Below are 12,629 nucleotides of genomic sequence, written 5' to 3'. Positions count from 1 at the left end.
CACTCCATGTGCGACAAGCCCATCCCCACTTCGCTCCTGAGCCTGCTGGCGCGTCCCGACGCGGGCGCTTCCGACCCGCTGGGCGACTCCCCCGTGCTGGCATCCACCGCGGGCGCGGTGACGGGAGGTGGCGTCTTCATGCAGGAGGGCGACGCTGTTCCGGCCGCCGTGGCGGGACTGCCGCTGGCGCAGGCGCTTGCGCGCGGCGAGGCTTCGCCCTTGTCCTCCGCCTCTTCGTCCTCGTCGTCCGACGACACGCCGGTGCCGCGCGGTTCGCGCCGTCGGCGCCTATGGGAACTGCCGGCGCAGGCGCTGTGCCCGGTGATCGGCGTGTGCCTGCCGATGCCGGTGCTGCGCCGCAAGCTGGGCAAGCTGCTCGGCGGTCAGGCGCTGACCAACGATTACGAGATGCACTGCGGCGCGATCAACGAATGCGCGCGCCGCGGGCCGGTGTCGGAGATGCTGCAGAAGGAGCTGGACCAGCGCTTCTCGATCGCGCTGCGGCAGTCGGCGCAGCACAAGACGGCGGAGTCGCTGACGCGCTGGTGGAACGCCGCGCAACAGGGCAACGACGTCGGCGGCGCGCTGTGGGGCGCACTGACGCATGCGCGGTGCGACGCGGCGCTGCAGGAGCAGGTGCTGCGCGACATCCACATGCTGCAGCACCAGGTCGGCGCGGCGAACCGCGCGGACCTGCAGCGGCTCGACGAGCTGCAGGACGAGCACGCGATCCTGACGCGCGAACTGGCGCACGCGCAGTCGCGCAGCACGCGGCTGCTCGCGGAGCGGGCCCGTGAACTCGACCTCTCGCAGGCCGAGTGCCTGCGCCTGCGCGGCGAGCTGCTGGCGCGCGACACGCTGGCGGCGGGACTGCGCGACGAGCTGCAGCAACTCGAAGAGAGCATCCCCGGCCTGCGCCATCGCCACGAGCAGGCGAAGCAGCTGCAGACGCAGCAGGACCGCATCCATCAACTGGAGCGCGCGCTGCTGATCTCGCGCCAGCAGGCGGAACGCGAGCAGCGCCGCGCGGACGAACTGCAGCAGGCGCTGGCGATGTCGGAGCGCCAACGGGACCAGCAGCAGACGCAGGCATCGCTGCAAGCCGATTCACAACCGGGCACGGAAGGCGCGCTGCCGTCGCTGGACGAGCGCTCGGTGCTGTGCGTCGGCGGCCGACCGGCGGTGGTGCCGATCTACCGCCAGCTGATCGAGCGCACCGGCGGACGTTTCCTCCACCACGACGGCGGCGAGGAAGACGCCGTCTCCAAGCTCGACGCCAGCCTGGCGGCGGCGGACCTCGTGATCTGCCAGACCGGTTGCATCAGCCATGACGCCTACTGGCGCGTGAAGGACCACTGCAAGCGCCACAACAAGAAGTGCGTCTACATCGAATCGCCGAGCGCGAGCGGCATGCGCCGGGCGCTGGGCTCGCTGAGCGGCGGCGACGGCGAGGTCGATATGGTCGGCAGCGCGCCCTTGCCGGCCCGCGAATCCTGAGTCCTTCCGCGGAGTCCGGCGACGGCAGCGGCCGTTTCGCATCGCCGGAAACAACAAGGCCCCGAAGACCGGGGCCTTGCTCCAGCAGCGCGTTCAGCGCACGAGATGCTCGAACACGCCTTCGACCATCGTGGCGAAGGACACATGCGCGTCACCGCACACAGTCGGCACGATCGCCAGAAAGTCCGACGCCAGCAACTTCTCGGTGAACCTGCGCCGAGTACTGGCGTCCAACATCCACTCGCGAATCTCCTGCCGGAACGTTCCGCGATCCGAGGCAAAGGGATTGCGATAGTCATGCTCGTGCCAGAAGTCCCAATGGCTCTGCTTGACGAACTGCACGGTGGACATCGGGTCATCGCATTCCAACCAATGCGCCAACAGCGGCTGGATCGCGATTCCTCCGCCATCGAACATCAAGAGCACCTCGAAAGGATCATCCGGCAATACTCGCCCGCGCGGATCGACGACGCCGCCACGGATTGCAAGCGCAAAGTAGGCCGACGCAAAGCGCAACAGGGCCGACTGTTGCGTCACCGTCCAACTGCCGGGTGGACATCCCCCCATGCGATCCAAGGCAATCGCAAGCGAGTGACGGATCTCGGCCCCCTCCGCCAGCAGCTCCAACATGCGCGGCACGAAATATCCCACCTCTGCAGGGTTCTGCACCTGACTCTTTGCGGAATCGCCGTACTCAAAAAGATGCTCGACCGTCAGCCGCTTCAACGGCCACTCGTGCAACTGCTTCGCCACTTCTTCCGGCACGCAGCAGACCGTGCAGACATCCAGCGGCAGGGCTGGCCTGCGGAACTCGGCGAAGGCGGCGTATGTTTCCTCCACCGCGGCGCGAAGCATCTGCAAGAGTTCGGCGTGCTCGGTGGCTGTCATTGGATCGTGCTGGGAGAAGGCATCGATTCTGCCTGCCAGACCGGGTGCATCAGCCACGACGCCTACTGGCGCGTGAAGGACCACTGCAAGCGGCACAACAAGAAGTGCGCCCACATCGAGTCCCCGAGCGCCAGCGGCATGCGCCGCGCGCTGGGATCGCTGAGCGGTGCCGAGACCGAAGACACCGCAGCGCATCAGACCGCGCGGGGACTCTGACCGACCCGGTCCTCAGGCAACGCCGTAGCGCGACGCCGGCTTGCCCGTCTGCGTCGCGGCGAACAGCTGGGTGCGAGCGGCGTCGTACGCCTTCAGCAGGCCGTCGTTCTCGACGGAGGGCAGCGTGACCAGCTCGCCCTGGTCCAGCCCGCGCAGCGCTGCATCCACGCAATCCTCGGCGCTCATGACGGTCTCCTTCGCCAGCGCCTCCAGCGGCACGCCGGAGACCTTCTCCGACCAGATCTCCGTGGCGGTCGACGCGGGCAGGACGGCCTGCACGCGGACCTTCGAATTCGACGCGGCCAGCTCGCCCTGGATCCCGCGCGTGTAGTTCAGCACGTAGCCCTTGGTGCCGCTGTAGATGGCGCTGATCGGCAAGGCATGGAGCGCCAGCACCGAGGCCACGTTGATGATCGTGCCCGCATCGCGCTGCTTGAACAGCGGCAGGACGGCTTGCGTCAGACTGGTCAGTGCCACGATGTTCACCGCGATCTGTTCCGCGGTGCCTTCTGCGGCCGCGCCGACCACGGAGCCCAGTCGCGCCAGGCCGGCATTGTTCACCAGCACCTCGATGCTGGCGTCTTCTCGCAGCACTGCTTCGACCTTGCGGACGTCGTCCGACTTCGCGAGGTCGGCGACCACGGTCCTGACGGTCACGCCATGCTTGCTGGCGAGATCCTTCGACAGCGCCGCGAGGCGATCCGCCCGGCGGGCGACGATGACGAGGTCATAGCCGCGCGCGGCCAGACGATCGGCGTAAACGGCGCCGATGCCCGAGGAGGCACCGGTCACGACGGCAGTTTTCTTGGAGGAAGCCATGGCGTACTTTCGACAATTCAGTTGAGTACTCAATGAAATTCATTGAGGGCTCAAATGTACACTTGGCGCTCTGGGGTCTGTCAATGGTTTTGTGCTCAACTTTTCCCGCTGAATGAAGAACACCCGAAGCCGCGCGGCGCCGCGAACCGAGCCGCAGAACACCGATGAACCGGGCGCATGGGTCCTGCCCGCGTGCAACAACACGTCATTGCGCCGGGCGGCGCGACGCCTGGGAAGTCTGTATGACGCGGCCCTGGAGCCGCTCGGACTGAAGGCGACCCAGTTGGGCCTGATGGCCGAGATCGAGCGGATCAAGGCCGAGAACGAAGGCCAGGCACCGACGCTTCAGGCGCTGGCGACGAAGCTCGCCATCCAGATCTCCGCGCTGACGCATGCGCTGCGACCGCTGGTGCGCGACGGCCTCATCGCGCTCCAGGTGGACGAGCGCGACAAGCGCGCCAAACGCGCCGTGCTGACACCGGTCGGCACCGCCCAACTGCACGCCGCGCTCGCGAGCTGGGCGGAGGTCAATCAGCGATTCGAGGCGGTGCTAGGGGTCGAGGCCGCCGCAGCCCTGCGCGCAGTGGCGGACCACGTCGCGTCCGACGAGTTCATGTCGGCGTTCGAGGCGGATCGCGAGAGCAAGAGCTAGCAAGGACTGACCCTTGCGACGGTGAACCGGCCAGTGGGATTCCGTTGGGCGATTCGCTGCTCAGCCATACACCGCGCGCCGCACATCCCGATGCAGCGCCTCGTCGAACGGGAACTTCTGGGCGAAGAACACCACCGCGAGCCGGTTCGCCGGGTCGACCCAGAACAGGGTCGACGCCGCGCCACCCCAGGAGAACTCGCCCACCGCGCCCGGCGGCTCGCCGGCCGTGGTCGGCGCGATGCGCACCGAGCCTCCAAGACCGAATCCGAGACCCGGGCTCTTCAGGAAGTGACGTGGCGAGATGGCCGGATCCAGGTGATCGACGAGCATGAGCTTCACGGTCGCCGGGCGCAGCACGCGCACGCCGTCGAGCTCGCCTTCGCCCAGCAGCATGCGCGCGAAGCGCAGGTAGTCGTCGATGGGACCGATCAGGCCCGCGCCGCCGCTGGCGAAGGTGAAGGGCATGTCCGGCTCTCGCTGAGGCGGACCACCGTCGGGCAGGCGGTAGGTCGCGGCCATCCGGTGCTTCAGCGCTTCGGGCTGCGTCCAGTCCGTCTCCTGCATCCCCAGCGGCCGCAGGATTTGACGGCGGACGTGTGCGTCGAAGGGTTCGTCGCCCAACACTTCCACCAGCCGGGCCACGATGTCGGTGGAGGTGCCGTAGTGCCAGGCCGTGCCCGGCTCGTGGCGCAGCGGCAGCGCGGCCACCGCGCGGCTGAACGCCGCCAGGTCGGGCGCCGTCTCGAGCGGATTCGCCGCGCGGAACGCGCGGTCGGCCGGGCCGTCTTCCATCGCATATGTGAGGCCCGACGTGTGCCGCAGCACATCCCGCACGAGGATCGGACGCTCGGCCGGGCGTTCGCCGCGACCGTCGTCGGCGTGCACGCGCATGGACTTGAACTCCGGCAGGTAGCGCGCGATCGGATCGTCGAGCCGGAAGCGCCCCGCATCCCACAGGCGCATGAGCGCCACCGACGCCACCGGCTTGGTCATCGACCAGATGCGCGCCAGCGTGTCGCGGGCCATCGGCCGACGCGCTTCCACATCAGCGAGACCGAACGCGCCGAAGTAGCGTTCCGCCCCGCCCTGCCAGACCACGGCCGACACGCCCGCGGCGCGGCCATCGGCCACGGCGCCGCGGAGCATCCGCTCGATGCGCCGCGGCGAGAACCCGGACCAGGGCGTGCCGGCGGAACGGGAAGTCCCGCCCGGGCCGGCCGTTGCGGCAATGGCCGCGGCGGGCGCCGCCAGTGCAGCGCCGAGGAGATGGCGACGAGAAGGGGCTTGCGTCATGACCCCATGCTAGAGCCGTACCTGCCTGTAATCTGAGGCGCCACGCCCCCCCCTTTCGCAGATCATCTGCATCAAGCTCTGGAGTCCCCGTGCCCTACCTGCAGCTGGACGTCAACGACCACTACCCCGCCGCCACCAAGCAGCGCCTGGCCGAGCACATGAGCCGCACCTACGCCGAGATGATGTCCGTGGACATCCGCCGCATCAGCGTCGCGATCCGCGAGCTCGGCGAGGGCGGCGTCTGGCGCATCCCCGACGCGGACGGCCCGCCAGTGCCGGTCTCGCTGATGATGCTGGACATCCGCCAGGGCCGGCCGCCCGAACTGCGCATGGCGCTGGCCAAGGCGCTGTGCGCCCATTGCATCGACATCCTGGGCTTGCGCGAGGATCGGCTCAACGTCGAATTCACCCAGCACACCGGAGACGAGATGTACCACCCGACGCTGGGCGGCTTCAGCCCGGACTGGACGCCGGGCGAGGGTTCGCTTCCGTAGGGAAGCCCTGCACCACTTGCCGCGACGGCGGTGGAGAGTTGTGCAGAGCGTCCCAGAACCTTCTTTCGGCTGGCAGCTGCCGCTTGTCGCCGCACCCGGCCGCCGTTCTCCCAGTCGCCCAACTGTTACCGCAACCATCATCGTATTGATCACAATGTCCGGTCCTGCACGCCTGTCGCCGCATTGACCATGACCCTCGCCTTCGCCCGCCGCGCCCGCCGCCTGATCACCCTCCTGTGCCTCGCGGCCGCCTCGACGGCGCATGCCGACATCGTCATCGGCCAGGTGGCCCCGTTCACCGGCCCGCAGGCGGTCACCGGCAAGGCGATCCGCGCCGGCGCCAAGCTGTGGATCGACGAGGTCAACGCGCGCGGCGGCGTCCGCGGCCAGAAGATCAAGTTCGTCACCCGCGACGACGCCAACAAGCCCGAGGACACCGTCCGGCTGGTCAAGGAACTGATCGCCGCGGACGCGCCCACCGCCCTGATCGGCACCGTCGGCACCTCCAACCTGGAGGCGCTCAAGCAGGACGGCGTGCTGGAGAAGACGCGCGTGTCCATGGTCGGCGCCGTGTCCGGCGCCAACAGCGTGATCACGGCGCGCGGCATGTACCCGGTCAAGGCCAGCTACCGCGAGGAGGTCGACCGCCTCTTCAAGCAGCTCAGCGAGATGGGCCGCACCAAGGTCGCCATCGTCTACCAGGACGACGGCCTGGGCCGCGACGCGCTGGCGGGCGCACAGACCTCGGCGAAGACCTATGGCCTCTCGCTGGTTGCGCAGTCGGGCTACGCCCGCAACACCACCGAGGTCGGCAAGGCGGTGGCCGACATGATCAAGCAGTCGCCCGACGTGATCTTCCTCGCCGCGACCACCGCGGCCGCCATCGAGTTCACCGACAAGTACCAGAGCGCGGGCGGCCGCGCCGGCCTGTACGGCATGTCCATCATCGACGTGCAGGCGTTGCTGGCCAAGCTCGGCCCGGATCGCGCGCGCGGCTTCGCGTTCTCGCTGGTGCTGCCCACCGACGACCGCGCCGACCGCGAAGTCGTCCGCGACTACCAGCGCCTGCGCGGCAACGCCAAGGACGCGGACCTGTCCTCGCGATCGCTCGAAGGCTTCATCGCCGCCCGTGCGCTCGTGAAGGCGCTGGAACGCACGCCGGCCGCCGGACCCGCGGCCCTGAGCGAAGCGCTGGAACGCGGCTTCGAAACCGACGTCGGCGGCCATCGCCTGACCTTCGGCAAGGGCCCGACCTCGCGCTACGTGGACTTCGCCGTGCTGGGCGCGGGCGGCAAGCTGGTGCGTTGAGCCCGGCGCCGCGAGGCGCGCCTCAGTAGTGCTCCGCCTCCGCCGGCGGAACGACCCAGCCGTGCTTCCGACTCTCGTAGACCGACACGCCCGGCGCCGGAAAGCCCGGATCGGCGAACGCGCCGACCGGGACGGCGATGAAGTCCGGCATCGCCTCCATCTCGTAATAGACCGTCGCACCACAGGTCGGACAGAAGTGGAAGATCGCGCGGGTGCCTTCATCACCGGTGATCGCGTAGGTCGACGAGACGCCCGACGGGGTCACGTCTTGACGACGGAACCTCGCCTGCTGGGCGAAGGGTCCACCCGTCCTGCGCTGGCAGTTCAGGCAGTGGCAGATGGAGATGCGGACCGGCTCGCCCACGACCTGGGCCGTGAGCTGACCGCAACTGCAGGAGGCGAGGCGCTGAGTCATGGCGGCAGACTACCACCGGCCCGGGCCGGCGGTCTCACCGCTCGGCAGGGATCGGGTCCGGTCAGGCTTGGGCGGGCATGAAGGTGCCGATCAGCGCCATCACGATGAACAGGCTTCCCAGCACGATGGCGATCCAGTTCAGCGCGCCGAAGCGATCGTTGCGGGGCTGGCCCGGCGTGACGGTCTCGTTGACGGCGTTCATCCCGCTCTGCACCGGCATCAGGAAGGCCGGCGCGACCATCGCGATCCACCACACCGGATCCGGCGCCTTCCACATCAGCGAAAAGACGATCCAGGCGGCGGCCAGGCCGCCGGCACTGAGCGCGTCCTTCGCATTCACGCCCGCGCCCAGCTGCGAGTCACGCACTCGGCCGAACAGCGACCAGACGAAGAACACCGCGAAGATCGCGCGCATCGCCGGCAGGATGGACGACTTCTCGCGGTCGCGCACCAGCGTCCATTGCTTGTAGAGCCAGTAGACGCCGTAGAGCTGGAGCGTGACGGTGCACATCACCAGCAGCTTGAGCGGCGAGACGGAGAACCACATCGGCTGGCCCAGGGCCTGCTCGGGCGCGACGGCCTCGACCCGGGCCTGGGGCGGCGCGAAACGCGCGGCGATGTCGGACGTGGTGTCGGTCGGCAGCGTCGCGGCCGACTCCGGTTGCTGGGACATGAGATTTCCTCCCTGAAGGCATTGAACAAGACGCCGGGCCGGGGCGCGAGTCTGTGGCTCGCTGCCGCGCCGGCGCGCAGGGCGGCATGATGCCCGCTGCAGGAAATGCCTCAGGTCCCGATCTACCCTTTCCTTGCCTGGGTGCGTGACGGATTGAGCATCCTTCCATCCATCGCATACGCCCCGCCGCCTCGCACGACGACGTAGGCCGCGAACACCGCCATCAGCACCGGGTACTCGATGCCCCGGTCGATCCACGGCCAGGTCGGACCGAGCGCGGCGCAGATGCCGATCATCTCCATCGTGAACGCGAGCGCCACCCAGCGCGTGCAGAAGCCGATGGCCAGTGACACCGCGCCGACGGTCTCCAGCAGCATGACGAGGAAGGCCAGCTGCGGCGCGAAGGGCAGGCCCATCACCTGGTCGATGAGCCGGATCGAGCCGGCCATCGGATCCGCCATCGACCCGTGCGAAGTCCCCAGCGCCTTCGGCAGTCCATGCGTGAACAGGATGGCGCCGAAGGCGAACCGCAGCAGCGCATACGCCGCCGGTTCCAGGCGGGCGGCCGCGCCACGTAGCGGCGTCACACGCCGTGAATCCGGAAGGGGGACGGTGGCCATCGCGGGGACTCTCCAGTTGCTGTTCGAGCGCATTCTTCGGATCCAGGCCCCGCCGGTCGAGAGGCGCTCACGAGCTTGTGAATTCAACGCGTCTCAACAATGGCCGCGCCCACGCTGCGCGGATCGTCACGAGGGCAACACCTGGATACCGGCGTGCCCTCCGACTTGCCACCGCACAACCGCTTGTCACCAACGAAGCGAAGTTCCCAGGGTTTTCCCGAGAGACATACTGAAAGCGCTTTCAGATAGTCATGCCGGAGAGGCGGCGGCGCATCGACGAGCGATCGGCGATGCGCCAGCAGCCCCACGGGCTTACTTGATCTCGGGCGTCGACACCCGGTCCTTGCGGCCGGGCCCCCTGGAGACGCCGCTCCTGTCCTTCGCGCGCGTTTCCTCCATCACCACCACTGGTTCCGAGGAGATCCCATGACACGCTGGATTCGATCGCTCGCCGCGGTCGCGGTCGCCCTGACGGGCGTCGCGGCGCAGGCACAAAACTGGCAACTCGTCTGGCAGGACGAATTCACCAACAGCATCGGCCCGCAATGGCGGTTCGAGACCGGCACCGGCTCGGGCGGCTGGGGCAACAACGAGCTGCAGTACTACCGGCGCGAGAACGCCACCATCGAGAACGGCCAGCTCGTGATCACTGCGAAGCGCGAGGACTTCGGCGGCATGCGCTACACCTCCGCGCGCATGACGACGCAAGGCCTGGCCACCTTCAAGTACGGCCGCATCGAGGCGCGCATCAAGGCGCCGTCGAGCTCCGGCATGTGGCCCGCGTTCTGGATGCTGGGCAGCAACATCACGTCGGTGGGCTGGCCCGCCTCGGGCGAGATCGACATCATGGAACACGTGAATGCCGACGCCGACATCCACGGCACGATCCACTGGCAGGGTCCGGACGGCAGTCACGCCTCCTACGGCGGCCACACGGCCACCAACGTCGCGGACTATCACGTGTACGCGGTCGAGTGGGACGAGCGCTTCATCCGCTGGTTCGTCGACGGCCGCGAGTTCCACGTCGTGGACATCACCAACAGCGTCAACAGCACGGAGGAATTCCATCGCGACTTCTTCCTGCTGCTGAACCTGGCGGTGGGCGGCAACTGGCCGCAGTGGAACATCGACGAGAGCAGGCTGCCCGCGAAGATGTACGTGGACTACGTGCGCGTCTACAAGAAGGACGGCGGCACGCCGGCGTTCACGACGACGCTGCAGGCGGCCAACTTCGCGCTGCAGTCAGGCATGCAGCTCGAGGCGTCGAGCGAAGGCGGCCAGAACCTCGGCTGGATCGAGACCGGCGACTGGGCCGTGTGGAACCTCAACCTGCCGCAGGGCGGGACCTACACGGTCGAGTACCGCGTCGCCAGCCTGAACGGCGGCGGCAGCCTGCAGCTGGAGATGGCGGGCGGCACGCCGGTGTACGGCGCGGTGAACGTGCCCTCGACCGGCGGATGGCAGAACTGGACGACGGTCTCGCACCGCGTCACGCTGCCGGCCGGCCAGCAGCAGATCGCGGTGAAGGCCAACGGGCCGGGGTGGAACCTGCGGTCGGTGAAGATCACGAAGTCGTGATCTCTGAGTCTCGTTTCCCCTGTTGGGGCGAATGACGCGAGGCTCCGGGGCTGGTCCAATCGGCCGGCTCCGGAGCCTTTTCATTTCTGTCCCCCTCATGTCCCGTTGGTCCTCGCTCTCGCCTCGCTGGCGTCTTGAACTCCTGTCGCTGGTCTGGGCCATGCCCCTGCTTCTCGCCATTTACGGCGCGAGCACCGGATTCGCTCCGTCCAGCGAGATGGTGGGAAAGGCGGCCTATGTCGCCGCGCCGCTCGCCCTGCTGCTCGTCATCACGATGCCCCGCAAGGCGGATCGTCCGCCCCTGCGATTCGGGCAGATCGTGTTTCTTGTGCTTGTGGGCCCTCCCCTGGCCTATGGGCTGGCGCTCTTCACTCTGGCGTTCGGTGCAGGGCACCTCATCAACGAGGCCGCCGGTCGGCCTGAGGCGCAACCCTTCGCGGTGGTCAGCAAGACCGACGAGCGTTGGAAGTTGTTCCCAGGCTGTGAGCTGAAGGTGCGCCTCGAACATCGAGACAGCGGCGAGCACGTCACGCCCTGCACCCCCGAGGAGTTCTGGAATCGCGTGGAGGTGAGACAGGACCTCCTGCTGCTGGTGCAGGCATCCTGGGCGGGGACTCGCGCGCTGCGCGATGCCTCGCCCGCCGACGCCGCCTCGTCCGCGGCTCGCTAAGATCGCCGCTCCTCCACGGCCCGGTCGCTTCCTGATGTCCATCGTCCGCCGCGTCTCGCCGCCGCGCGAGAGTCAGCTCGCGTCGACCTACGCCGGCGCGAACCTGGCCGACGCCTTCGCCATCACGCTGGCGCACGATGCGCCCGACGACGCGATGACGCTGGCCCGCGCGACGCTGGCCGATCCGCCGTTCTGGTTCCGCGCGCTGCTCGCGATCCGCGATGCGGCGGTGAAGCCGCTCGGGCTGAAGACCTCGGCGGCGATGCGCCAGCACCTCGATGAGATCGGCGTCGAGCACGTCGACATCTTCCGCGTGCTCTCCGCGACGCGCGAGGAGGCGATCTTCGGCGAGCAGGACCAGCATCTCGATTTCAAGCTGTCGATCCTGGTCCGTCGGGTGGACGGATCGACACGTCGCGAGGCAGTGGCGACAACAGTCGTGAACTGCCACAACCGGCTCGGGCGGTTCTACCTTGCGCTCATCCTGCCGGGCCACGTGCTGGTCGTGCGCTCGCATCTGGCGGCGGCGGCGCGGCGTTTCGGCGCGACCTCGCAGAAGTCCTCGGAGCCTCCCGGCGGCTGATCGGTCAGAATCGACGGACACTGGACCAGCGGAAGCGGGGACACGATGGACTGGCGATTGAAGGTGGGCCGACAGGCCGTCCTCGCACGGCTGCCTTTCGGTCAGGCGCTGCGCGGCGTCAAACGCAGGCTGCTGGGCTACCGCCCCGATCCGGACAACCTCGGCCAAACACTGAAGAACTGGTCGCAGATGCGGGCGGCTCTCTCGCACACCGGCGGCTCGATCGAAGGCGCCACGGTGCTGGAGATCGGCACCGGCTGGTTTCCGACCATTCCGATCCTGCAATGCCTGCAGGGCGCCAGGCGCGTCTTCATGTCCGACCTCAACGTCCACCTGGACGATGTCAGCTTCGCGGCAACGATGGACTTCCTGCGCCAGGTCGATCCCGGGGACGCGCGGCTGCGGGCGATCCAGTCGCGCGCCGACCTGCCGCTGACCTACCTGGCGCCGTTCGATGTGAACGCCATCCCGGACGGCTCGATCGATCTGGTGACCTCTCGCACGGTGCTTGAGCACATCCCGCCGGACGTGCTGCTCGATCTGTTCAAGGCTTTGCGCCCGAAGCTCTCCGCGCGGGGCCGCATGGTGCATCTGGTGGACCACTCGGACCACCTGGAACACTCGGACAAGTCGATCAGCAAGATCAACTTCCTGACCTGGCCGGACGGCAAGCACGCGTGGATCAACCGGCTGACGCGCGAAGGCGAGAACCGCCTGCGGCATCACGAATATCCGCCGCTGTTCGCTCAGGCCGGCTACCGCGTCGTACTTGAGCAGCACAAGGTCCACGAGCCGACACGGCAGCTGGCGAAGTCGTTGCCGCTGCAGCCGCACTACGCGGCGATGACGCCGGAACAGCTGGCGACGATGTCGTCGCTGTACGTGCTGGAGCCGTGAGCGTCGACGGCGCTCGAGCGCATTCG

At 68.2% G+C, this 12,629-nt stretch carries 15 protein-coding genes; 9 read left to right on the top strand and 6 right to left on the bottom strand.

Translation table 11 applies throughout. From position 1 onward, the window contains the following. Positions 1–6 precede the first annotated feature (6 nt). Positions 7–1,497 (top strand): DUF2325 domain-containing protein, encoded by a 1,491-nt coding sequence (locus ACQ4L4_RS27325; protein ID WP_431101927.1) that lies wholly within the window; start codon positions 7–9, stop codon positions 1,495–1,497. Positions 1,498–1,590: 93 nt separating this feature from the next. Here ACQ4L4_RS27325 and ACQ4L4_RS27320 read toward each other — a convergent pair whose 3' ends face one another. Then, a complete protein-coding gene (locus ACQ4L4_RS27320) occupies positions 1,591–2,385 on the bottom strand; it encodes a hypothetical protein (RefSeq protein WP_431101926.1) in 795 nt (264 codons plus the stop codon). Positions 2,386–2,391: 6 nt separating this feature from the next. On the opposite strand from ACQ4L4_RS27320, the gene ACQ4L4_RS27315 reads away from it, so the two are divergent. After that, positions 2,392–2,601, top strand: a complete 210-nt coding sequence (locus tag ACQ4L4_RS27315) for a DUF2325 domain-containing protein (RefSeq protein WP_431101925.1) — start codon at positions 2,392–2,394, stop codon at positions 2,599–2,601. A gap of 12 nt (positions 2,602–2,613) precedes the next feature. Here ACQ4L4_RS27315 and ACQ4L4_RS27310 read toward each other — a convergent pair whose 3' ends face one another. Beyond that, complete coding sequence (locus ACQ4L4_RS27310; protein ID WP_431101924.1) at positions 2,614–3,420, bottom strand: SDR family NAD(P)-dependent oxidoreductase; 807 nt, start codon at positions 3,418–3,420, stop codon at positions 2,614–2,616. Between the two features lie 112 nt (positions 3,421–3,532). On the opposite strand from ACQ4L4_RS27310, the gene ACQ4L4_RS27305 reads away from it, so the two are divergent. Beyond that, positions 3,533–4,072, top strand: coding sequence for a MarR family winged helix-turn-helix transcriptional regulator (locus ACQ4L4_RS27305; protein ID WP_431101923.1), 540 nt, complete (start codon positions 3,533–3,535; stop codon positions 4,070–4,072). 60 nt (positions 4,073–4,132) lie between these two features. Here the strand turns inward: ACQ4L4_RS27305 and ACQ4L4_RS27300 are convergent, their stop codons facing one another. Continuing rightward, complete coding sequence (locus ACQ4L4_RS27300; protein WP_431101922.1) at positions 4,133–5,365, bottom strand: serine hydrolase domain-containing protein; 1,233 nt, start codon at positions 5,363–5,365, stop codon at positions 4,133–4,135. Positions 5,366–5,454: 89 nt separating this feature from the next. Here ACQ4L4_RS27300 and ACQ4L4_RS27295 point away from each other — a divergent pair, with 89 nt between their 5' ends. Together ACQ4L4_RS27295 and ACQ4L4_RS27290 are read left to right on the top strand one after the other, a co-directional pair. Then, positions 5,455–5,859, top strand: coding sequence for a tautomerase family protein (locus ACQ4L4_RS27295; RefSeq protein ID WP_431101921.1), 405 nt, complete (start codon positions 5,455–5,457; stop codon positions 5,857–5,859). 189 nt (positions 5,860–6,048) lie between these two features. Beyond that, positions 6,049–7,167, top strand: coding sequence for an ABC transporter substrate-binding protein (locus tag ACQ4L4_RS27290; RefSeq protein WP_431101920.1), 1,119 nt, complete (start codon positions 6,049–6,051; stop codon positions 7,165–7,167). Positions 7,168–7,189: 22 nt separating this feature from the next. On the opposite strand, the gene ACQ4L4_RS27285 is transcribed toward ACQ4L4_RS27290, so the two are convergent. From ACQ4L4_RS27285 to ACQ4L4_RS27275, 3 genes are all read right to left on the bottom strand, one after another. Next, entirely contained in the window at positions 7,190–7,582 is a 393-nt protein-coding gene (locus ACQ4L4_RS27285; protein ID WP_431101919.1) for a GFA family protein, read from the bottom strand. 61 nt (positions 7,583–7,643) lie between these two features. Further along, positions 7,644–8,255, bottom strand: coding sequence for a hypothetical protein (locus tag ACQ4L4_RS27280; protein WP_431101918.1), 612 nt, complete (start codon positions 8,253–8,255; stop codon positions 7,644–7,646). A 122-nt stretch (positions 8,256–8,377) separates the two neighbouring features. Then, a complete protein-coding gene (locus ACQ4L4_RS27275) occupies positions 8,378–8,842 on the bottom strand; it encodes a DoxX family protein (protein WP_431101917.1) in 465 nt (154 codons plus the stop codon). A 459-nt stretch (positions 8,843–9,301) separates the two neighbouring features. On the opposite strand from ACQ4L4_RS27275, the gene ACQ4L4_RS27270 reads away from it, so the two are divergent. The 4 genes from ACQ4L4_RS27270 to ACQ4L4_RS27255 all read left to right on the top strand — a co-directional run bounded on the left by ACQ4L4_RS27270 (position 9,302) and on the right by ACQ4L4_RS27255 (position 12,603). Next, the gene (locus ACQ4L4_RS27270) at positions 9,302–10,453 is read left to right on the top strand and encodes a carbohydrate-binding protein (protein ID WP_431101916.1); all 1,152 of its coding nucleotides are present in this window, start codon (positions 9,302–9,304) and stop codon (positions 10,451–10,453) included. A 160-nt stretch (positions 10,454–10,613) separates the two neighbouring features. Next, complete coding sequence (locus ACQ4L4_RS27265) at positions 10,614–11,123, top strand: hypothetical protein (RefSeq protein ID WP_431101915.1); 510 nt, start codon at positions 10,614–10,616, stop codon at positions 11,121–11,123. A 34-nt stretch (positions 11,124–11,157) separates the two neighbouring features. After that, a complete protein-coding gene (locus ACQ4L4_RS27260) occupies positions 11,158–11,706 on the top strand; it encodes a DUF2867 domain-containing protein (RefSeq protein WP_431101914.1) in 549 nt (182 codons plus the stop codon). A 45-nt stretch (positions 11,707–11,751) separates the two neighbouring features. Continuing rightward, positions 11,752–12,603, top strand: a complete 852-nt coding sequence (locus tag ACQ4L4_RS27255) for a class I SAM-dependent methyltransferase (protein WP_431101913.1) — start codon at positions 11,752–11,754, stop codon at positions 12,601–12,603. The last annotated feature ends 26 nt before the right edge of the window (positions 12,604–12,629 follow it).

The sequence above is a fragment of the Roseateles noduli genome, from assembly GCF_050626985.1.
GTDB classification, from domain to species: domain Bacteria; phylum Pseudomonadota; class Gammaproteobacteria; order Burkholderiales; family Burkholderiaceae_C; genus Roseateles; species Roseateles noduli_A.
Note: the sequence above shows the minus strand (reverse complement) of the source record. Positions and strands in the feature narration are given on the sequence as shown.

Excerpts from the sequence above, each read along its gene's own strand:
- ACQ4L4_RS27325 (WP_431101927.1), top strand. The coding sequence starts at position 7 with ATGTGCGACAAGCCCATCCCCACTTCGCTCCTGAGCCTGCTGGCGCGT.
- ACQ4L4_RS27320 (WP_431101926.1), bottom strand. The coding sequence starts at position 2,385 with ATGACAGCCACCGAGCACGCCGAACTCTTGCAGATGCTTCGCGCCGCG.
- ACQ4L4_RS27310 (WP_431101924.1), bottom strand. The coding sequence starts at position 3,420 with ATGGCTTCCTCCAAGAAAACTGCCGTCGTGACCGGTGCCTCCTCGGGC.
- ACQ4L4_RS27305 (WP_431101923.1), top strand. The coding sequence starts at position 3,533 with ATGAAGAACACCCGAAGCCGCGCGGCGCCGCGAACCGAGCCGCAGAAC.
- ACQ4L4_RS27300 (WP_431101922.1), bottom strand. The coding sequence starts at position 5,365 with ATGACGCAAGCCCCTTCTCGTCGCCATCTCCTCGGCGCTGCACTGGCG.
- ACQ4L4_RS27290 (WP_431101920.1), top strand. The coding sequence starts at position 6,049 with ATGACCCTCGCCTTCGCCCGCCGCGCCCGCCGCCTGATCACCCTCCTG.
- ACQ4L4_RS27285 (WP_431101919.1), bottom strand. The coding sequence starts at position 7,582 with ATGACTCAGCGCCTCGCCTCCTGCAGTTGCGGTCAGCTCACGGCCCAG.
- ACQ4L4_RS27280 (WP_431101918.1), bottom strand. The coding sequence starts at position 8,255 with ATGTCCCAGCAACCGGAGTCGGCCGCGACGCTGCCGACCGACACCACG.
- ACQ4L4_RS27270 (WP_431101916.1), top strand. The coding sequence starts at position 9,302 with ATGACACGCTGGATTCGATCGCTCGCCGCGGTCGCGGTCGCCCTGACG.
- ACQ4L4_RS27265 (WP_431101915.1), top strand. The coding sequence starts at position 10,614 with ATGCCCCTGCTTCTCGCCATTTACGGCGCGAGCACCGGATTCGCTCCG.
- ACQ4L4_RS27260 (WP_431101914.1), top strand. The coding sequence starts at position 11,158 with ATGTCCATCGTCCGCCGCGTCTCGCCGCCGCGCGAGAGTCAGCTCGCG.
- ACQ4L4_RS27255 (WP_431101913.1), top strand. The coding sequence starts at position 11,752 with ATGGACTGGCGATTGAAGGTGGGCCGACAGGCCGTCCTCGCACGGCTG.